The organism is Clostridium sp. AM28-20LB, from assembly GCF_003480665.1.
GTDB classification, from domain to species: domain Bacteria; phylum Bacillota; class Clostridia; order Lachnospirales; family Lachnospiraceae; genus Otoolea; species Otoolea fessa.
In genome coordinates this window covers 84,940-104,961 of the sequence record NZ_QUJN01000001.1, presented here as the reverse complement: position 1 = coordinate 104,961, position 20,022 = coordinate 84,940, and the positions used below count along the sequence as shown (strand labels likewise).

At 50.9% G+C, this 20,022-nt stretch carries 17 protein-coding genes; 9 read left to right on the top strand and 8 right to left on the bottom strand.

The annotated features are described in order from the left end of the window. Positions 1-2: 2 nt before the first annotated feature. On the bottom strand, positions 3-944 hold the full coding sequence (locus tag DW739_RS00505) for a metallophosphoesterase (protein ID WP_118742694.1): 942 nt from the start codon (positions 942-944) through the stop codon (positions 3-5). A 290-nt stretch (positions 945-1,234) separates the two neighbouring features. Here DW739_RS00505 and DW739_RS00500 point away from each other — a divergent pair, with 290 nt between their 5' ends. Then, positions 1,235-2,044 (top strand): YihY/virulence factor BrkB family protein, encoded by an 810-nt coding sequence (locus tag DW739_RS00500; RefSeq protein WP_107001577.1) that lies wholly within the window; start codon positions 1,235-1,237, stop codon positions 2,042-2,044. Here DW739_RS00500 and DW739_RS00495 read toward each other — a convergent pair. The 4 genes from DW739_RS00495 to DW739_RS00480 all read right to left on the bottom strand — a co-directional run bounded on the left by DW739_RS00495 (position 2,022) and on the right by DW739_RS00480 (position 6,958). After that, a complete protein-coding gene (locus DW739_RS00495; protein WP_107001672.1) occupies positions 2,022-2,399 on the bottom strand; it encodes a hypothetical protein in 378 nt (125 codons plus the stop codon). The two genes, DW739_RS00500 and DW739_RS00495, sit on opposite strands and share 23 nt — an antisense overlap. Positions 2,400-2,423: 24 nt before the next feature. Further along, positions 2,424-3,803, bottom strand: a complete 1,380-nt coding sequence (rlmD, locus tag DW739_RS00490) for a 23S rRNA (uracil(1939)-C(5))-methyltransferase RlmD (protein ID WP_118742448.1) — start codon at positions 3,801-3,803, stop codon at positions 2,424-2,426. A 261-nt stretch (positions 3,804-4,064) separates the two neighbouring features. After that, positions 4,065-4,358: a hypothetical protein gene (locus DW739_RS00485; protein WP_022359751.1), complete on the bottom strand. Its 294-nt coding sequence runs from the start codon at positions 4,356-4,358 to the stop codon at positions 4,065-4,067. A gap of 161 nt (positions 4,359-4,519) precedes the next feature. After that, entirely contained in the window at positions 4,520-6,958 is a 2,439-nt protein-coding gene (locus DW739_RS00480; RefSeq protein ID WP_118742447.1) for a UvrD-helicase domain-containing protein, read from the bottom strand. 245 nt (positions 6,959-7,203) lie between these two features. Here DW739_RS00480 and DW739_RS00475 point away from each other — a divergent pair, with 245 nt between their 5' ends. Continuing rightward, complete coding sequence (locus DW739_RS00475; RefSeq protein ID WP_118492096.1) at positions 7,204-7,818, top strand: DUF1836 domain-containing protein; 615 nt, start codon at positions 7,204-7,206, stop codon at positions 7,816-7,818. 280 nt (positions 7,819-8,098) lie between these two features. On the opposite strand, the gene DW739_RS00470 is transcribed toward DW739_RS00475, so the two are convergent. The 3 genes from DW739_RS00470 to DW739_RS00460 all read right to left on the bottom strand — a co-directional run bounded on the left by DW739_RS00470 (position 8,099) and on the right by DW739_RS00460 (position 12,378). Further along, positions 8,099-8,413: a YerC/YecD family TrpR-related protein gene (locus tag DW739_RS00470; RefSeq protein ID WP_022359748.1), complete on the bottom strand. Its 315-nt coding sequence runs from the start codon at positions 8,411-8,413 to the stop codon at positions 8,099-8,101. 168 nt (positions 8,414-8,581) lie between these two features. Further along, on the bottom strand, positions 8,582-9,406 hold the full coding sequence (locus DW739_RS00465) for a Cof-type HAD-IIB family hydrolase (protein WP_107001580.1): 825 nt from the start codon (positions 9,404-9,406) through the stop codon (positions 8,582-8,584). 173 nt (positions 9,407-9,579) lie between these two features. Continuing rightward, positions 9,580-12,378, bottom strand: a complete 2,799-nt coding sequence (locus DW739_RS00460; RefSeq protein WP_243023703.1) for a response regulator — start codon at positions 12,376-12,378, stop codon at positions 9,580-9,582. A 315-nt stretch (positions 12,379-12,693) separates the two neighbouring features. On the opposite strand from DW739_RS00460, the gene DW739_RS00450 reads away from it, so the two are divergent. From DW739_RS00450 to DW739_RS00420, 7 genes are all read left to right on the top strand, one after another. Then, positions 12,694-14,073 carry a ParB/RepB/Spo0J family partition protein gene (locus tag DW739_RS00450; protein WP_107001186.1) on the top strand — a complete coding sequence of 460 codons (1,380 nt, stop codon included), beginning with the start codon at positions 12,694-12,696 and terminating at the stop codon, positions 14,071-14,073. A 309-nt stretch (positions 14,074-14,382) separates the two neighbouring features. After that, the gene (locus DW739_RS00445; RefSeq protein WP_009901612.1) at positions 14,383-14,739 is read left to right on the top strand and encodes a hypothetical protein; all 357 of its coding nucleotides are present in this window, start codon (positions 14,383-14,385) and stop codon (positions 14,737-14,739) included. Then, positions 14,726-15,811: a DNA cytosine methyltransferase gene (locus DW739_RS00440; RefSeq protein ID WP_107001185.1), complete on the top strand. Its 1,086-nt coding sequence runs from the start codon at positions 14,726-14,728 to the stop codon at positions 15,809-15,811. Before DW739_RS00445 ends, DW739_RS00440 begins: the two co-directional genes overlap by 14 nt. A 4-nt stretch (positions 15,812-15,815) precedes the next feature. Then, positions 15,816-16,529, top strand: coding sequence for an antirestriction protein ArdA (locus DW739_RS00435; protein ID WP_107001184.1), 714 nt, complete (start codon positions 15,816-15,818; stop codon positions 16,527-16,529). 14 nt (positions 16,530-16,543) lie between these two features. Then, positions 16,544-17,593: a hypothetical protein gene (locus DW739_RS00430; protein WP_107001183.1), complete on the top strand. Its 1,050-nt coding sequence runs from the start codon at positions 16,544-16,546 to the stop codon at positions 17,591-17,593. 91 nt (positions 17,594-17,684) lie between these two features. Further along, positions 17,685-18,155 (top strand): PcfB family protein, encoded by a 471-nt coding sequence (locus DW739_RS00425; protein ID WP_107001182.1) that lies wholly within the window; start codon positions 17,685-17,687, stop codon positions 18,153-18,155. After that, positions 18,152-19,975 (top strand): VirD4-like conjugal transfer protein, CD1115 family, encoded by a 1,824-nt coding sequence (locus DW739_RS00420; RefSeq protein ID WP_107001181.1) that lies wholly within the window; start codon positions 18,152-18,154, stop codon positions 19,973-19,975. The genes DW739_RS00425 and DW739_RS00420 overlap by 4 nt, the downstream gene beginning before the upstream one ends. Positions 19,976-20,022 lie beyond the last annotated feature (47 nt).

The window sequence follows — 20,022 nt, the reverse complement described above, 5'->3', positions numbered from 1 at the left end:
CTCTATTGTTTTCCCCGCAACGTCACACAAACCAGCTCTGGCCGGTCATTCAGCCGCACATTGATCGAATGCGTCCCAAGCCCCCGGCTGACGATCATCGTCTTTCCGTCCGCATCAAACCGTCCGGCGCACCATGGCAGGAAAAACTGGTACTGCGGCGTCATCACGCCTCCCAGCCCCGGGATCCGGATGGTTCCGCCGTGGAAATGTCCGCAAAGCGTCAGATCCGCGCCCCATTTCCGGCAGGTCTCAAAAAAGAGGGGAGAATGAAATAATAATATCTCATACATTTCATGTCCGGCTTCCCGCTCCTTTTCCGCCAAGTCAGGAAAAAACGATTCTTTCATCTGTTGAAAACACGTCTTCTCTGCCGCAGTTCCAACCCGCTCTGAAAGCTCTTCCATCGGCAGTTCCGGCACCGTGAAATGATGCTTATAATATATCTCCCGCAAATTGCACCCAGTCACCCGGATCCACGGATTGATCTCCTCGCTCCGATCCGACAAATAATGAACCCCCAGACGTTTTAATTCTATCTGGAACTGATCATACAAATCTCCATACACATCCCGCTCCCGGTTCATCCGCTCCTCATGATTTCCGTTCGCATAGTAAACCGGCACAAAGGAGGTCAATTTTTCCAGAAGCGATACCGTGACGGTTAAATCTCCTTTTCCTTTACAAACCATCATATCGCCGCCGATCAGCACCGCATCTGGCTTGAATGCGCGGATCGCTGCCACCAGCGGCTCATTGTCCGTTCCATACACATTATCATGCAGATCCGACAAAAATACGCAGCGGAACGCAGCGCCATCCGGCAGCTTCGGACTCTCTATCTCATACTGGTCGGTCACAAAATGTTTTTTTTCATATTCCGAGCGGAGCAAAAGCCCCACTGTCACGACTGCCAATGCCGCCGCACATGCTGTGATTGCGATCATTTTGTTTCCTCCCATGTCCCATTTTCCAATTGGCTGCCGGCTGATTTTGGCTGCTGTCCGCATCACTGCCATCCTTATATCCTGCAGACCCGAATCATTTCTATCCTGTTATCATACGGGAAACCGGTGTTTTCGTCAAGACAGGCAAATCCGTTGCTATTTTTTCGACCTCATGATAATATACTTTTAACAACACTGAAATGGCATTCACCTATCATCAGCCATTTTTCAAAGGGAAATGAGCCGGTTACGGATATTTTCTTAATAACATAAATCAAGCGAGGTTTTCCATGCTTTCTTTTCTCCTGAACTGTAAACGGATTTACAACGATTTCATCAAAGACGAAGTCACGGTGTACGCCGCCCAGGCTTCTTTTTTTATCGTTCTCTCCGCCGCACCTTTTATCATGATTCTGCTGACGCTGATCCAGCTCATCCCCGCCGTCAGCCCGGAGGATCTGATGCACGTGATGACACAGCTTCTTCCCTCCAGCATCCACCCGCTGATTGAATCGGTAATCCAGGACATCCAGACTGTATCCCCGGCCGCCCTGCTCTCGGTTACCACCGTGGCAACCATCTGGTCGGCTGCCCGCGGCATGCTTGGGATCGAGCGCGGCTTAAACCGGATCATCGGCTGCCGCAAGCGCAGAAATTACCTTTTAGGACGTATCATCAACTCTGGCTATACCATTGTTTTTCTCCTGATGTGCATTTTCTCCCTGGTTCTGATGGTGTTCGGTTCCTCCCTGCAGCGCCTGCTATTCCGTTACTTTCCGATGCTGGACAGATTCGTTTCCTGCCTGATTAGTCTCCGGACGTTTCTTGCGCTGGCGCTGCTGACGCTCTTTTTCGTCGCGCTGTACACCTGGCTGCCCTATGAACGGCAGGATATCCGTCTCCAGCTTCCCGGTGCGCTGATTTCCACCGTCGGATGGATCGGATGTTCCTACGGATTTTCCATCTACTTCAACCATTTCAGTAATTATTCTTATATGTACGGCAGCTTGACCGCCGTCGTGATCCTGATGCTGTGGCTGTACGCCTGCATCTGCATCCTGTTTTTCGGTGCGGAAATCAACCAGCACTGGCGCAGATAATCCCCAGCCTCAGGAACACCGGATACAGATAGCTTGCCCCAAACACTCCCAGCTGCTTTGGTCCGGTCACGCAGCCAAGCTCCTGCGCTTTTTTATACGCCACCAGGATGCTTGCACGCGTAACCGACTTTTCTTTCCGGCTGACAAACATCTCGTTTCCCCGGATCGTGTACGAATATTCCAGCCCTTTCGCCGTGTAAAATATTGCCCCCTCAAATGCAAGAATCGCTTCCCACAGGGCATCCGGCGTCTGTTCGCGCAGTAAAGTCTCCCTCTTCCGGCGCTGCACAGCTGTCTCCTGTACCTGGCAATCTGCTGTATCTGGTTTTATTTCATTCTCTTTTGTTTCATCCATTTTTCCCACATCCATTTTGGGATCTTATTTCTTCCGCGTCAATGAAACCACTGTCTCACAATTGGCAGTATGCGGGAACATATCCACGCAGCACACCTTATCCACCTGATATCCTGCCGCCTGGATCGGTTCCAGATCCCTCGCAAGGCTGGTTGGTTTGCAGGACACATAAACCATGTGGCTGACGCCAAAATTCAAAATCTTTCCGATCGCCTTCGGATGGATTCCGTCGCGCGGCGGATCCAGAACGATCAGATCCGGCTTTTCTTCCAGCTCGTCCACCACCTTGAGGACATCCCCCGCCAGAAATTCGCAGTTGCCAAGTCCGTTGCGCGCCGCATTCTCACGGGCTGCCTCGACTGCTTCCCCGACAATCTCCACGCCGACTACTTTCTCCGCCACCGGTGCGAGGATCTGCGCGATCGTGCCGGTGCCGCTGTAAAGGTCAAATACGACTTTTCCCTTCGTCTCACCCACATACTCACGCGTTTTCTCGTACAGTACCTCCGCGCCCAATGAGTTCGTCTGGAAAAAAGAAAACGGCGAGATCTGGAACCGCAGCCCTAAAAGCTCTTCGTAAAAATGCTCGCGTCCGAACAGAATGTCCGTCCCCTCATCTTTTACGGCATCCGCCAATGTATCATTTTTGGTATGCAGAATGCCCGCAAAGCTTCCCTCCATAGAAAGTGCCTGAAGGCGCTCCGTCCATCCCCGTAAAAGTGCTTCCTCGGTTCCCTCAAAGGTGTCCGTCTGTGTCGTCGTGATCAGATCGACCAGAATCTCCCCTGTCTTGATCGCACGGCGCACCAGAAGATGGCGCAAATAGCCGGTATGCTGCATTTTTTTATAAAATCCAACTTTCTTTTCCTCAAAATATTCTTTTGTACAGACAAGAATCTTGCAAAAATCCGGATGCACGATATGGCATTCGCCGGTTGTAACCACATCATAAAAACTGCCGCGCTTGTGCATTCCCAGCGACATAGGACCATCCTTGACCTCATCACCGAAGGAAAACTCCATCTTATTCCGGTAGCCCTGCACCAGCGGGCTGCCTAAGATGCCCTCAAACTCATATTCCGGACATACCGCATCCAGAAGGGAACGAACCTGTTTTTCCTTGATCGCAAGCTGTTCCTCATACGGAATCGGCTGATAAAGACATCCGCCGCAGATACCAAAATGCGGGCATACATCCTCTGCCGTCTCTAACTTTGAGTGCTCGACAACCTCCAAAAGCATACCTTCGCATCGACCGCCGCGCTTTTTATTGATACGGAACCGGATCTTCTGTCCCGGAAGCGCATTTTTGACGATCGCTTTCTCTCCATCTATCACAACTACGCCCTTATTTGGAAACTCAATCCGTTCTACAGTTCCTTCGTAAATCTCACCTTTTTTCATTGATAACTATATAGCTCCTTCTCTCAGTGGCTTTTACCGCACTATAATCACCAACTGCAAATGATTCTTCAAATCACAGCTAATTTCCATCTGCGGTTCTAATTCATATCTTTATAGTATACAGGAATTTTTTTCTTTTTCCAAGATATAAAAAATACAAACTTATCTACAAACTTTCCTACGGCATAAAAAATACTGCGTGAAACCGATTTTCCGGTTCCGCGCAGTATTTATTCTGATTCATTGACTAAATTATCACAATCAGTCTTTCTTCTCTTTCTCGTCGCTCTCATCCTCGAAGAAATCGTCGTCGAAATCATCATCGAAGTCGTCCTCGAAATCTTCCAGATAATCTGGAGTAAAGAAACGATATACGCCGTATGCAATCGCTGCAACTGCTGCTACAATACCGATAATGGCTAAAATCCAGAGAATACAGTTTTTCTGTTTCTCCTCTTCTTCTTTTCTGTGAAGGAATTCATTCAGTTTGGTTGCATTCATGATCTCTTCTACTCTGGAGAGCGCATCTTTGCTCATCATATCAAATTTATTCATACACTCCACATCCTTTCCCGCGTTTTGATCCGCAATTCTTGATTTTATTATACCATCTCTCAGCCGATTTTACTATATTTTTTATTGGATCTGGCGAAAATGTTTTAATACGGCATTACTGTTTTCGCATACGTGTACCGTAACAATACGGCAAACACGGTCTAACATTTCACCAGTTTTGCAAATGAAGCAAACATTTTTTTCACGCCCACGCGGTCAAAATTAACCGTCACCTCAAAATCCTTGCCGCCGTCCGCGATCTTCTGCACCGTTCCCTCGCCAAATTTGAGGTGGCGGACTCGGTCGCCCTCGCCGTAGGAAAGATGGTCGGCCTTCTGGACCGTAAATGCCTTGCCAAATGACGGTGCCGGGCTGGCTGGACGGCTGCTGGAACTATAAGAGCTCTTATATGGATCCAGCGTGCGGCCAGAACCAGCACTTCCGGAACCATTCACACCGCCCCAGCCGCTCATCCGGGCTGCGCCGCGCTCCCAGGCGGCATCATTCTCTGAAAGAGGGTGTTTTCCAGACATTCCGCCAATCCGCACCCGATCGCCGTCTCCCGCGCCAGATACACCAAAGCTGCCCGTTGTCCAGCCAGAAGTCCCCGAATCTTCAAATCCGCGTCCGCCCCGGCTCATACCAGCAGCCCGTTCAAAGACGGTCGGCTGCTCTTCCTCGTCCAGAAGCTGCGGCGGAATCTCCTCGATGAAGCGGCTGACCTTCGCAAACCGCGTTTCTCCATTGACCATGCGCTGTCTCGCCGCCGTCAGCGTCAGTTCTTTCTCCGCACGGGTGATTCCGACATAGCAGAGACGCCGTTCTTCTTCAATGGCGTCCTTATCATCCGAAAAGATGGACATGCTGCTCGGAAACAGCCCGTCCTCCATGCCGCTTAAATAGACATACGGAAATTCCAGACCTTTTGCGCCGTGCAAAGTCATCAGGACAATCCTGTTTTCGGATTCGTCCAGGCTATCTACATCCGCTACCAGCGCAACCTCCTCCAAAAATCCGTCCAGCGTCGGTTCCTCCGCCGTGCTCATATAGCCGGTCGCCTTATTAACCAGCTCTTCCACGTTCTGCAGACGTGTTTCTCCCTCGATCTCGCCTTCCGCCTCCAGATCCTTCTTATATCCCGTTTCTTCCAGAATCGCCTCGATAAGTTCCGGAATCGAAAGGGCCGAAAGCCGCGACCGGAAGTTTTCGATCTGCTCCGTAAACTTCTCGATCTTATCCGCCGCCTTGCCGATCGTCGGCACGCCGCGCACGCGCAGCAGCGCATCATAAAAGCTCATGCCATTGGCAGACGCATAGATCGTCACTTTTCCGATCGAGGTCGCACCGATGCCGCGCTTCGGCACATTGATGACACGCTGAACCGCCAGATCATCGCGCCCATTCGCAATCGTCTTTAAATAGCAGAGAATATCCTTGATTTCCTTGCGCTGATAGAAATTGACGCCACCGACCAGCCGGTACGGAATGCTGTAATAAATACATTTTTCCTCCAGAAGACGCGACTGTGCATTGGTACGGTACAGCACGGCAAAATCCGAATATTCCGCATTTTTCTCTTCTTTCTCACGCTCAATATCACGGATAATGGCGTCTGCCTCCTCGTATGCCGTGTCATACTGACGGAAGCGCACCTTCGGTCCCTCGTCATTCGCCGTCCACAGCGTCTTGTCCTTTCTGCCGCGGTTGTGGCGGATCACCTCATTTGCCGCGTTCAGGATGCTCTGGGTGGAACGGTAGTTCTGCTCCAGCTTGATAACGCGTGCGCCCGGAAATGCTTTCTCAAAACTTAAAATATTTTCGATATTTGCCCCGCGGAATTTGTAGATCGACTGGTCATCATCACCGACCACACAGATATTTCTGTACTTCTTTGCCAGCAGATCGACCAGCTTAAACTGTACAAGGTTCGTGTCCTGGTACTCGTCCACCATGATATACCGGAATTTGTCCTGATAATATTCCAGCACATCCGCGTTTGCCTCGAAAAGTTCTACCGTTTTCACCAGCAGATCGTCGAAATCCAGGGCATTATTCTTCTTGAGTTCTTTCTGGTATTCCCGGTAAATCTGAGCAATCTTTTTCTCCCGGAAGTCCGCTCCCGCCTGCTGCTCAAACTCATCCGCCGTGATCCGGTCATTTTTCGCCGCAGAAATCCGTGACAGCACCGCCCGCTCCTTAAACTGCTTCGGATCCGCCTGCATTTTCTTGAGCACCTGCTTCATCAGCGTTTTCTGGTCGTCGCCGTCATAGATAGTAAAATTCGTGTCATATCCCAGACGGTCGATAAACCGGCGCAGAATCCGAACGCAGCTCGAATGGAAAGTGCTGACCCAGATCGCCTCCGCGCCTTCCCCCACAATCTTATCCACACGCTCGCGCATCTCCGCCGCCGCTTTATTGGTAAATGTGATCGCCATGATATTCCACGGCGCCACCCGTTTTTCCTCGATTAAATACGCAATCCGGTGTGTCAGGACGCGCGTCTTTCCTGAACCGGCGCCTGCCAGAACCAGGAGTGGTCCCTCCGTGTGAAAAACCGCCTCCCGCTGCATCGGGTTAAGTATGTCGTATTTGCTCATATATATTTCGTTCCCTTCTATCCTCTTATATAATCTATTTTTAATGACAAAAAGTATGTTCGAATACGCTCTAGTATAATCTATTTTCTCTTGGATGTCACGGAATTTTCATTGATTTTAAATTTCTCCTTGCTATCTGGTTTTCAAAACTATATAATATCACATAGAGAGTTCATGACAGCGGAAGCGCCAAAATCGCCTCCCTGTTTCGCAGCTTTCGAATTTCAACGCAGCGAGGTACATACATGAAATCAAACGAAGAACGCCTGCAGGATCTGCTGGCTTATGTTGATAGTCTGACCCGGGTGCATCCGTCGGAGATTCCCGGTATTGATTTATATATGGATCAGGTCACGACCTTCATGGACAGCCACCTGAACACTTCCAAATGGCTGGGCGAGGATAAGATCCTGACCAAAACCATGATCAATAACTATGCCAAAAATAACCTGCTGCCGCCGCCCATCAAAAAACGCTACTCCAAGAATCATCTGCTGATGCTGATTCTGATTTATTATTTTAAAAATGTGATATCCTTTCGGGATATTGAGCAGCTCTTCTCGCCCATCAGCGAGCACCACTTTTCCCATGGTTCCAGCCCGGAATTAGAAGAGCTTTACAACGAAATCTTTTCGCTGGAAAAAGGGCAGCGCAAGCGCTTGCAGGAAGACGTCATGGCAAAATTTGACGCCGCCAGCCAGACATTCAAGGACTATGACTGTGAAGACCGCGAGTATTTACAGCTGTTCGCCTTTATCAGTGAGCTGGCGTTTGATGTCTATCTGAAAAAACAGATGATTGAAATCCTGGCGGAACAGCTCCGGCAGGAGACGCCGGTGAATCCGAAGAAGAAGAAATAGGCAGCACTTCCGCTGTACCGCCACACTCAAAAACAGGCTAAACAACAAAAATTTCAACCCATTGCATCATACACGATAAAAAAGACACTGGAATCACTTCCCCTTGTGGAAATTCTTTCAATGTCTTTTTTCTTTCATTTCTTTTTATCTTTCATTCAACCAGCTGCCAGCTCCTGGGACATTTCCACCCCAAGCCAAATTTGTCCATCTTTGGCAGGTTGGTTTGCCATACCTATGAAAGTACGCGCTTTATCTATCGTGCGTATATTCCTACTTCGCTTTACGCTTCCGTTTTCTCCGCCTCTTCCTGCTCTTTCACACGCGCAAATACCATATCATATCCGTCGCTTCCGTAATTTAAAGAACGGTTGACACGGCTGATCGTCGCTGTCGATGCGCCGGTCTTGTCCGCGATCTCCAGATATGTCTTCTTCTCGCGCAGCATCTTCGCTACTTCATATCTCTGGGAAAATGATAAAAGTTCATTAACTGTGCATACATCCTCGAAAAAGCTATAGCATTCGTCGGTATTTTTCAGTGTCAGAATCGCCTGGAACAGATGATCCACAGCTTCGGTTTTCAGTTTTTTATTCATAATGCAAGGCACCCCTTTTTAATATGTACTCCGAAAATATATTCATTTTTCCGTTTTTCTTATATTAACATATTAAAGTTTTAAAGTCTAGTATCTTGCCTATTTTTATGAATATTTTATTTTTCATCTGTTCACGCAATATACATTTATGCGAATCTGCCAAATCTTCTACAGCATAAACTTCTCCACCACATGAGCCACACCGTCGTCGTTGTTGGAATAGGTAATAAAGTCTGCAGCTTTCCGCACCGGAAGCACCGCATTCTCCATCGCTACACCTAATCCGGCATACTGAATCATCGTGAGGTCGTTGTAGCCGTCCCCACAGGCAATCATCTGCTCACGCGAAAGCCCGATGTGAGAAAGAAGGCGCTCTAACGACTGTGCTTTATCGATGCCCCTCGGAAGCACCTCCAGGAAAAACGGCTCCGAACGGTAAACGCTGAAATTCTTCCCCATCGCCGCCTTGACGCGCGGCTCGACCATCGCCAGGTAGTCTCCATCCTCCATCATCAGGTATTTCGGTACCGGATACGTGATCGCAGCTTCCATGTCGTCCACCTGTACTAACTCCATGCCGTTGATCCGCGCTTCCAACTTTGCATAGGGACTGTCACTCTGGTTCGTCAGAAGCTTTGCCCCCGCCTCATCGTAACTCAAAAGCCCCACCTGTTCCTCCTCGGCCAGGCGTATAATCTTCTGATTCGCCTCCTGCGGCAGGGAACGGCTGAATATGATCTCGCCGGTTTTGCAGTTCGTGATCCTGCCTCCATTAAACGACAGAATATAACTGCCGTATTTTGCCAGCTCCAGCTCTCTCGCAAGCGGCAGCACTCCCGGCGTCGGACGCCCGGACGCCAGTACAATCTTCTTTCCGCGCTCCTGAAGCTCCATCAGACGCTGCTTCGTCTTTGGCGTAATCACCTTATCTCTGTTTGTTAAGGTTCCGTCCAGATCCAGGACGATAATCTCATAACTATGTTTTTCGGTCATATTTACTCCACATTCAAATCATACGTACTATTGTACACGTATATACGATACTTAGAAAAGATGAATTTGTCAATTAGCAACATGCCACATTACTTAATGCAATCCCTTCTTAACTTCTCAAATGGTTAACTCATATACTTCCGTTACTTTTGCCATTGCTTCCTGTATCCCCTCTATGAAAGATTTTTTTGCAATGCATCAATTAATTCCTCTACAACAATTGGCTTGGATAGAAATCCATTCATACCGTATTCCAGCGCTTCCTTCCTGTCTTCATCAAAAGCATTGGCAGTCATGGCAAGAATAGTGATTCCCGCCTGTGCCGGATCATCCAGGGCACGAATCCGCTTTGTGGCCTCATACCCGTTCATGACAGGCATCTGCACATCCATCAACACAAGATCATAACCGCCCGGTTTCGATTTTTCTACCTTCTCCACTGCCTCTGCTCCATTTTCGGCAGTGTCAACCAGAAAGCCATATTCATTCAGGATCTCCACCGCAATTTCACGGTTCAGTTCATTGTCTTCCACAAGCAATATACATCTGCCCTTGAAATCTGAACCTGCTGCCGGGAGAATATTATCCTCTTGCTCAGCCTGCCTCTGACCGATAGCTGTCATCAAGGTCTCTCTGATATCTGACATAAACATAGGTTTCGAACAGAATGCTGTAACCCCTGCCGCTCTGGCCTCCACTTCGATATCTGACCAGTCATAAGCCGTCAGGATAATGATTGGCGTATGGTCACCCAGACTGCGGATCTGACGGGTAACTTCAATGCCATTCATATCCGGCAGACACCAGTCAATGATATACGCATGGAATGCATCCCCCAGTTCCATAGACTGCCGCGCCCGGAGAACAGCCTCCTTACCGGAAAGAGTCCATTCTGAACGCATTCCAACCTTGACAAGCATCTTTGTCACACTGTCACAGGTATTAAAATCGTCATCTACAACCAGTGCCTTAAGACCTTCCAGCTCTGTGATCTTCTCTACATGGTGATGCTCAGGCTGAATCCGGAATGGCAGGCGGACAATAAATTCAGTTCCCTTGCCATATTCTGTCTGAACCTCGATAGTTCCGCCCATCATATTCACAATGTTCTTGGTAATAGCCATGCCAAGTCCGGTACCCTGAGTCCTGGTGACCGTGGAAGTCCGCTCCCTCTCAAAAGGAGAAAAGAGCTTCTGTACAAATTCCTGGCTCATACCGATTCCGTTATCCTTTACCCGGATCTCGTACAGCGCACTGCCGCTTTGCGTCCCCGGACACTGTTTGAGCCGGACTGAAACGGTTCCACCAGCAGGTGTAAACTTAACCGCATTGGACAAAAGATTCAACAGTACCTGGTTCAGACGCGTCTTATCACAATAGATATCCTCATTAGTCACATCCATTGCATCCATATAAAGCTCCAGCTGCTTCGCATGGATCTGCCCACCAATGATCGTCTTCAGGTCATGAAGCACATCCGACAGGCTGACCTCTGTTTCTTCCAGATGGATTTTTCCACTCTCAATCCGGCTCATATCCAGTATATCGTTGATCAGTGAGAGCAGGTGGTTGCTGGATGAAAGAATCTTACCCAGATAATCCCGGACTCTTTCCTTATCATCAATATTACTTACAGCCAGTGTGGTAAAACCGATGATCGCATTCATGGGTGTCCGGATATCGTGAGACATATTGGAAAGAAACGTACTCTTGGCCCGGTTTGCTGTCTCCGCAGCACGGACTGCCTCAGAAAGTGCCTGATTCATTTTCCTGTCAGAGGTACGATCCGACATAACCAAGATATATTTTCTTTTTCCGTTTACCTCGCTGCACATTGCAACATTATGAAACCAGCGCTGCTCTCCTGATTTATAATGAACGTATTCAAACTCCCATTCTTTCTGTTCATGAACCCGGATTCTCTCCAGATAATTTTTATCCGGTTCTTTCGGATTTTCGGAATGCAATTTTCCCAAAACATGAATATCCTTACGGATCTCTTCTACCGTAATCCCCAACAATTTTTCCGCATTCGGGCTGACGTAATCTGCCTGATATGTTCTAGCATCCAGCATCAGAAAAACATCATCTACATTCATTGACAGCTTCTGAAACAATTCGTCTCTATACAGGATCTCCGTATCCTTTTTCCTGAGGTTTGTTCTGCCTTTTTGAACAATAAAACTGATAAGTAAAGCGGCAATACAGAGCACGACTCCTCCCACGAGAAGCATTGTATTAAACTGCAGGCTATTCATACTGGCATTCACGATATCCGCCGGGACAAGTCCCAGAAACATCCAATCCTTGATATCTGATTTTTCATAGACCAGATAATAGCTCCTTCCATCAAGCTTTACCAGCTTCGCATCGGTACGTCCTTCTTTAAACTTCTCCGAAAGCTCATTGATCTCTCTTTCAGACATATCAGAATGCTCTCTCAGAACACCGAAGAAATTATACACTCTCCCCCATGACCCAGAAGAATGCTCCACCACAACACGACCATCCGGATGAATCACATAGTTCTGGGCATTTCCGTCGAAAGCAGAGATATCCAGTACATTTACGATATCAGAATTCTCATAGGCAATGGCAATCGCATCATATTCAAATCCCTGATAACTTCCATAGGCCTTGGGAGTTGCAAAAACAAGCAGCTGGGCTTTTCCAGGAACTGCTGCATTTGTTATCACATCACTTCCCTGTCGGAGCTCCTCTTCCATATTTTCCTGTAATCCAAGATACCCTGTTTCACCTGTTACCTTCTTATAGTTTCCGTCAGCTGACAGAAAAAAGAATTCTAAAAAGCCGGCATCTTCCTGTGCTTTCTCTATATAATCACGAATTTCGTCTTCATTGAAGGTGTTCTGCAGATTCTCTCCCCACATATGAAGATAGGTCAGATTCTTGTCTGTCAGTTCCCGCAGCATATTATCAGACTGATGAAAAATCTCTGTCAGATGAGACACACTTTCCTCATATACCGTTTTCGACACAAATTTAAAATATCGGGAAACCGTCAATACGATTCCAAGAAAAACAGCTATAACGACAGCTGCCTTGAATTGTTTTCTATTGACAAGTTTCTTTTTGTCTGTATTGCAACGGTGTACAAAGGGAACATAATAAAAAACTTAATAATGGACTGCCAATCTTACACAAAGTACCGCCCAAACGAGACTACGGGCGGTATTTTTGTATCATGGCGGAGAAAGGAGGAACTTCCCACGGGGGCTTGACTGAAAAGTTGAGCCCCTTTTTTCATGCCAAAAAACAGGAGGTAAATGCTTATGGCAGATGATAAAACCACAAAAACGCCGGAACAGCCGGTAACGGATAGCGGGCCGGGCAAGGAAACACCGCCTAATCCCCCAAAAGAGTCGGAGAAGGTTTCCGTTTCCCCGGAGCCGGAAAAAAAGACGGAACCAGAGGTAAAGACCCCACAGGTTTCTGTCTATAACTTCGCTGAAATTATGAAGGAAAAGAAAGCCGAGGAACGAGCGGCAGCTCCCGGCGTGGAAAAGCCTGACCCGGCAAAAGCGGAGAAACCGGAAAAGCAGCCGGAGGCTCCGAAAAAAGCAGAGGAAAAACCCAAAGAGCCGGAACAGCCGAAGCGCCGGGGCCGTCCCCCGAAAGCAGATAAGGACAAGGACGCAGCCTCGAAATCCAAAGCTCCCGCACAGAAAACGGAAAAGGCGGTCAAAAAGGAACCGGAGAAAAAAACGGCTCCAACGGTACAGGCCGCTCCCGCTCCGAAGGAACCCGAAAAACCGAAGGATGCTCCACGCCGGGGCAAGGAGCAGATCGTCTATATCAAGCTGAACGAACTCCACGCCTTCAAGAACCATCCCTTTGAAGTCCGGGACGATGAAGAAATGCGGGCTATGGTGTCCAGCGTTAAGGACAAGGGCGTGACCCAGCCCGCTATCGTCCGTCCCCGTGAGGATGGCGGCTATGAGATCGTGTCCGGCCACCGCCGCCAGAAAGCCAGCGAGCTTGCCGGATATGCGGATATGCCCTGTATCGTCCGAAACCTGACAGACGATGAAGCCATCACGCAGATGGTCGAGGATAATCTCAACCAGCGTGAAGAAATCCTCCCCAGTGAGCGGGCCAAAGCCTTGAAAATGCAGCTTGAGGCTATCAAGCACCAGGGCTCCCGCACTTCGGGCCAGATTGACCCGAAGGACGCAGGAAAACGCTCCAACGAAATTGTGGCCGAGCGTAATAAGATGGCGGTCAAACAGGTGCAGCGGTATATCCGGCTCAATGAGCTGGTTCCCGACTTGATGAAGCTGATGGATGAAAAAAAACTGGGCTTTACTACGGCGGTGGAGCTTTCCTATATCGGCAAGAAGAACCAGAACTATATCGCCGTTGCCATTGACAGCCAGCAGTCCTCGCCTTCACAGGCGCAGGCAAAGCGTATGCGGGAACTGGACGAAAAGAAGCTGCTCAACGGGGATGTGATCGACGGCATTATGATGGAGGACAAAAAGGAGGTAGACAAAGTGATTTTGACAGGTGCGGAACTGAGCAAGTATTTCGGCAAGGAAACTACGCCGAGGGAAATGAAGGACCAGATCATCAAGCTGCTGGACGACTGGAAGGGTCAGCAGAAGGAACACGAAAAACCGGAGAAGAAAACCGAACAGGAAAAGTAAGCTAAAACTTCGGGTCAGCATGGCCCGAGGATTGCGGGGCTCTGCCCCGCGCCCCGAAGCTCTGGAGATATAAATGATTCCCCGTCGCCAGTTATTCCGTAGCATAGCCGGGAAAATCAGTCAAGGGCAGCGCCGCCGCAGGCGGTGCCAGAGGCACCCTTGACGGATTTCTCCCGGTTATGCTTTTTCCCGGTCAAGCGACGGGGATATAAATTCTCCAGAGCCGTTCCCCTTCCCGGGGGAAGGGGCGGAGGGATTGGGCGAACTCTTGCTTTTCCCTAAACCAAAACAGAAATGGAGGCTCAACCAATGAAACGACCTTTAGCGTACCTGACCGCCGCATGGAGCGGCGAGCCGGATGTTGATATGGAGCTGGCGGCTCACTACTGCCGCCTTGCTTATGAGGCGGGCTTTTCCCCGATCTGCCCGCTCTTGTACCTGCCGCTGTTTTTGAATGACAGCGTTCCCGAGGAACATAAGGCCGGGATTGATATGCGCCGGGATATGCTGCGGCGTTCTCATACCCTGATCGTCTGCGGCAGCGTTGTGGACGAGGATGTGAAAAACGATATTGCGGTTGCCGGACGGCTGGGCATTGCGGCGACAACGCTGGAAGGGGTGCTTGCCGTGAAGGGACACGGCACCCCGGGCCATGCCGGACATTAAGCTGGGGAGCCTTTTCGACGGGATCGGCGTGTTCCCTCTGGCTGCTTCCCGGTGCGGTATCCGTCCGGTCTGGGCCAGCGAGATTGAAAAAGCGCCCATCTCCATAACCAAAAGGCACTTTCCCGATATGGCGCATTTGGGAGATATTACGAAGGTGGACGGCGGGAAAATCCCGCCGGTCCATGTGATAACCTTCGGTTCCCCCTGTCAGAACCTTTCTCTGATCGGCAACCGCTCCGGCCTTGCCGGGGCAAAATCAAGCCTGTTCTATCAGGCGTTTCGTATCATACAGGAAATGAGGGATGCTACTGATAACCTATATCCAGCTATCGCTGTTTGGGAAAACGTCATGGGAGCGTTTTCTACAAATGACCGGATGGACTTTAGAGCCGTCCTATCCGCCTTCTCGGACACCGAAGTTCCAATGCCTCCTTCGGGAAGATGGGGAAATGCCGGAATGGTGCGAGGGGGAACGCCTGATGTGTGCTGGCGGCTCATGGACGCCCAGTATTGGGCAGGCACCCGAAGGCTGGCACGAAGGCAGCGGATTTTCGTCGTGGCGGATTTTGGAGGCAGACGTGCCGCAGACATACTATTTAAGCCCCGTCCAATGCTCCCACTTCCTCCGCCTTGCGGAGAGGGCGGGCGGGCCGCCGCCGAAGGAGATCGAACAGCTTCTTTTGAAACAGGGCGGCAGATACCAGTCATCCACCCCTTTCAGTGCTTCCGTATGCGGGGAGCGGCAAAAAGGCAGGAAGAAACGGCCTTCCGAAACAGCTTCGGATTACCAACTGACCCTTTTCCCACTCTTTTAGCCAGTGACGTGACGCCCTTCGCCTTCTGGTATGAGGGCGACCCGGAGGGCGGCTGTATCCGTTTTCTGACGGAAACGGAAAGCGAACGGCTGATGGGGCTGCCAGAGGGCTGGACAAAGTACGGGGCGGACGGCGTGGAGATCCGGCCTCTGCAACGCTACAAGGCGCTGGGGAACGCGATTGCCCTCCCTTGCGCCGATTACATTATGGCCGGGATCTATGAGGTGCTGGCTGACCGGGCCGGAAAGGAGGAATGAGCCCATGTTTGAAGCCTATATAACCAACACCGCCCTGTACCCCTTGATGGGGATTGAGGTAGGGACAACGGTACATTTCCCCACGACGACACAGGAGTTGCAGGCCGCCCTTGCCAAAATCGGGATAGACGGGAAACGGTACAGCGAAGTGTTCTTTACCAGCTTTGACAGCGATGTGCTGGGGCTCTACGATCATCTCTACGAATGTGAGAACATCGACGAGCTGAACGAGCTGGGCCACGCCCTGCTGGAAGTACGGGATAAGGGCGGACTGGAAACCTTTGAAGCCGCTCTTGTCTTGGGAAACCACACACGGAGCGTGAAGGATTTGATAAACCTGACGCAGAACCTTGACCTTTACCGCTTTTACCCGGATATTTCCGATGATGAAGGGCTGGGCCGCCTTTACGCCGACGAGCTTGGGACCATCGACATACCGGAGCACATTCAGAACTACTTCGATTATGAAGCATACGGGCGGGATGTGCGTATCAACGAGGGCGGCGTATTCGCTCCCGGTGGATATGTGTCGGCAGTCCCGGAGGGCTTCAAGGAGTATTACCACGGGCCGCAGGACATTCCGCCGGAACACCGGATATTTGCCTATCCTGAAAAGGCCGAACCTGTCCACTCCATTCTCGTTGCACTCAAACGGTTTCAAGAAGCCCCGCCCGCTCCGAAAAAGGACAAGGCGGGGCCTTCCCATGAAGAACGGTAGGACTTCGGGCCAGCATGGCCCGAAGCATGAAGGAGGTGCATACCATCAACTATTACCCTATCAATGAAGGAGCCGCCCGCCGGGCAAAGGAAATGAACAGCTTTTCCGACTACAAGGAAGGGAGCGCAACGGCGGAATACCGGGCAATGGTGGACAAGGCCGCCGCCATAGCGGAAAAGCAGAAATCCCGGGTGGCCCCCATGTACCATGAGAAGATCGACCATTTGTTAGACACCTATGCCCGAAAGCTGGCTGAAAACATGAACCAGGGCTTTGCCATTGACGCAAGGGTTCCCTCTGTGATGATCGCCGGACCTGCCAATTTCCCGGTGGGGAAGAAGGAAAAACAGAACCGGGCCCGGGACAGCAACATGGAGGAATGGCAGTATATTCAAGGGCTGCTGGATAAGATACGCAGTACCGGCATGGGCGGGATCAGCGCCGATGACCCGGCAGCGATTGAAAAGCTCCAGAAGAAGCTGGACGGGCTGGAACGCTCCCAGCTCATTATGAAGGAGGTCAACGCCTATTACCGCAAGCATGGCAAACTGGATGGCTGTGCGCTGCTGTCGCCGGACCAGATCGAAAAGCTGAAAGCAAGCATGGCGTCAAGCTGGCGGAGCGACCCGAGGCCCTTTGAAAGCTACCAGCTTACCAACAACAACGCGGAGATCCGCCGGGTAAAGGCCCGTATCGAACAGCTTTCCAAACAGGCACAGCAGGAATTTTCCGGCTGGGAGTTCGATGGGGGTCGTGTGGAAATGAACCGGGAGGACAACCGCTTGCAGGTGTTCTTTGACGGAAAGCCTGACGCGGACACCCGGGCCGAGCTGAAAAGCAGCGGCTTTCGTTGGGCTCCCAGCGTGGGTGCATGGCAGAGGCAGCTCACGGACAACGCCATCCGGGCGGCTGACCGGCTGGAATGTATCAAGCCGCTGTCCGGCGAAAAGCCCTCCCAGCTTCAAAAGAAGCCCTCTATCTTGCAGACCATGCGGGAACAGGGCGAAAAAGTCCAGACGGAGCCGGAAAAGAAAGCTCCGTCCGGCAGGGATGCCGAGCGGTAAGCCTCGGGCCACATTGGCCCGAGGCTTTCTGTTCGCCGAGATTGTACGGGGGCCTCCCGGATAGCGGGAACCCCGACGGAAAGGAGGTTTTATGCAGGAAGAAGTAAACCAAAAAACGGTTGCCCTTTCGATCAGGACAACGAAGCTCACGGGAAAAGTGCTGGCTGCCGCTCTTGGGAAGGTGGTGCGGACGCTGCAAAAGCACCACCGGAAGGCGCTGACCCCACAGGGACGCCAGAGTGTGAAAAAGCTGATGAACCACTATGGCGGCAAAAGCGCCATGCCCTATGTGGGAGCCCCGAAGGATTTTGACCGGATCGCGAAGGAGTTCCATGTGGACTACGCTTTCCATAAAGTGAGCCCCGGCCATTACCTGCTGTTTTTCAAAGCCAATCAGGCGGACGCTATCACGGCGGCCTTCCAGAAGTACAGTGCAAAGGTGCTGGACAAAGAGCAGGACAAGCCTTCTATCCTCGGCCAGCTTCGGAAATTCACGGAGCAGATCAGGACGCAGGCAAAGGAGAAGCAGCGGACCAGAGAGGCGGTGAAGGACGGACGTTGAGTGACAAGATCAGAAAATATGTGCTCCCCAACCTGCCGTACCTCTTTGTGTTCTGGTTTTTTTCCAAAATCGGGACGGCCTACCGGACTGCACCCGGCACAGACTTCGGGACAAAGCTCATGGGGATGCTCGACACCTTCCCGAAAGCCTTTGAAACCTACTGGCCGGGGCTGGGCGGTATTGACCTGCTGGTGGGCCTTGCCGGTGCGGCTGGGATGTATCTGCTGATACAGTCAAAGATCAGGAAGGCAAAAAAATTCCGGCGGGATGCGGAGTACGGCACCGCCCGCTTTGGAACAAAGGAGGATATAAAGCCGTTTGTAGACCCTAAATTTCAGAACAATGTCATTTTAACCGGGACGGAGTTCCTTACCATGAACACCCGTCCGAAGGTACCTGCCAATGCCCGGAACCTAAACGCCTGTGTCATCGGCTCGTCCGGCTCGGGAAAGACAAGGTTCTGGCTGACCCCGCAGCTCCTTCAAGCCCATTCCTCGTATGTGGTGGTAGACCCGAAGGGCGGCACCCTCGACCAGTGCGGGCGGTTCCTGCAAAGGGAAAAATACAGGGTGCGGGTGTTCAACAGTATCGACTTCTCCAAATCCATGCACTACAATCCGCTGGCCTATATCAAGACGGAAAGCGATGTTTTGAAATTCGTTACCGCCCTGATTGCCAATACCAAAGGCGATGGCAAGGAGGGCGACGAGTTCTGGACAAAAGCCGAAACCCTTTTGTACTGCGCCCTTGTGGCCTATATCGTCTTTGAGGGGCCGGAGGAAGAACGCAACATGAATACGCTGGTGGAAATGATAAACAGCATGGAAGTCCGGGAAGATGACGAAACCTTCAAAAATGCGGTTGACTATATGTTCGATGGGCTGGAACGCCGCAGTCCCCAGCACTTCGCTGTGAGACAGTATAAGAAATACAAGCTGGCCAGCGGCAAGACAGCTAAAAGCATACTGATTAGCTGCGGAGCCAGACTTGCCCCCTTTGACATTCCCCAGCTTCGGGAGATCATGTCCTATGACGAACTGGAGCTTGATAAGCTGGGGGATGAAAAATCAGCGCTGTTCTTCCTTATCAGCGACACGGACACCACCTACAACTTTTTGGTTGCCCTCGCTTTTTCGCAGATGTTCAACCTTCTGTGTGAACGGGCTGACAATACCTATGGCGGGCGTCTGCCCTACCATGTGCGGGTGCTGTGGGACGAGGCTGCCAACACCGGGCAGGTGCCGGGGCTGGAGAAAATTGTGGCTGTCATCCGTTCCCGTGAGATCAGCCTGACACTCTTTTATCAGGCTATGAGCCAGTGCAAGGCATTGTACAAGGACCATTCTGAAACCATCATGGGCAACATGGACAGTATCGTGTTCCTCGGAGGCCGGGAGGCTTCCACCCTAAAGGATATTTCGGAAAACTGGCTGGGCAAGGCCACCATCTCCATGCAGACCGAAGGCCGGAGCCGGGGGCAGTCTGAAAGTTACAGCCAGAATATGCAGCGGCTTGGCCGGGAGCTGATGACTACCAGCGAGATCACCACCATGCCCGGGGATAAATGTATCTTGCAGCTTCGGGGGCTCCCGCCCTTCCTGTCCCCGAAGTATGACTTGAAAAAGCACCCGAATTACAAGTACACAGCCGAATTTGATAAAAAGAAAAACGCCTTCCGCTTGGAAAGCCTGTTCCGCCACCGGCCATTGAGACTAAAGCCGGAGGACGAATACACGGTGTACGAAGTGGACGGCTCCGACACGGACGAAGAAGCTGACCTGTTGAACTTCGATGATCTGGACAGCGACGAGTTCGTGTAACTTCGGGCCATGATGACCCGAAGCGCCGCCGATGTGGGCGGCTTTTT

Excerpts from the sequence above, each read along its gene's own strand:
- DW739_RS00505 (WP_118742694.1), bottom strand. The coding sequence starts at position 944 with ATGATCGCAATCACAGCATGTGCGGCGGCATTGGCAGTCGTGACAGTG.
- DW739_RS00500 (WP_107001577.1), top strand. The coding sequence starts at position 1,235 with ATGCTTTCTTTTCTCCTGAACTGTAAACGGATTTACAACGATTTCATC.
- DW739_RS00495 (WP_107001672.1), bottom strand. The coding sequence starts at position 2,399 with ATGGATGAAACAAAAGAGAATGAAATAAAACCAGATACAGCAGATTGC.
- rlmD (WP_118742448.1), bottom strand. The coding sequence starts at position 3,803 with ATGAAAAAAGGTGAGATTTACGAAGGAACTGTAGAACGGATTGAGTTT.
- DW739_RS00485 (WP_022359751.1), bottom strand. The coding sequence starts at position 4,358 with ATGAATAAATTTGATATGATGAGCAAAGATGCGCTCTCCAGAGTAGAA.
- DW739_RS00480 (WP_118742447.1), bottom strand. The coding sequence starts at position 6,958 with ATGAGCAAATACGACATACTTAACCCGATGCAGCGGGAGGCGGTTTTT.
- DW739_RS00475 (WP_118492096.1), top strand. The coding sequence starts at position 7,204 with ATGAAATCAAACGAAGAACGCCTGCAGGATCTGCTGGCTTATGTTGAT.
- DW739_RS00470 (WP_022359748.1), bottom strand. The coding sequence starts at position 8,413 with ATGAATAAAAAACTGAAAACCGAAGCTGTGGATCATCTGTTCCAGGCG.
- DW739_RS00465 (WP_107001580.1), bottom strand. The coding sequence starts at position 9,406 with ATGACCGAAAAACATAGTTATGAGATTATCGTCCTGGATCTGGACGGA.
- DW739_RS00450 (WP_107001186.1), top strand. The coding sequence starts at position 12,694 with ATGCTTATGGCAGATGATAAAACCACAAAAACGCCGGAACAGCCGGTA.
- DW739_RS00445 (WP_009901612.1), top strand. The coding sequence starts at position 14,383 with ATGAAACGACCTTTAGCGTACCTGACCGCCGCATGGAGCGGCGAGCCG.
- DW739_RS00440 (WP_107001185.1), top strand. The coding sequence starts at position 14,726 with ATGCCGGACATTAAGCTGGGGAGCCTTTTCGACGGGATCGGCGTGTTC.
- DW739_RS00435 (WP_107001184.1), top strand. The coding sequence starts at position 15,816 with ATGTTTGAAGCCTATATAACCAACACCGCCCTGTACCCCTTGATGGGG.
- DW739_RS00430 (WP_107001183.1), top strand. The coding sequence starts at position 16,544 with ATGGCCCGAAGCATGAAGGAGGTGCATACCATCAACTATTACCCTATC.
- DW739_RS00425 (WP_107001182.1), top strand. The coding sequence starts at position 17,685 with ATGCAGGAAGAAGTAAACCAAAAAACGGTTGCCCTTTCGATCAGGACA.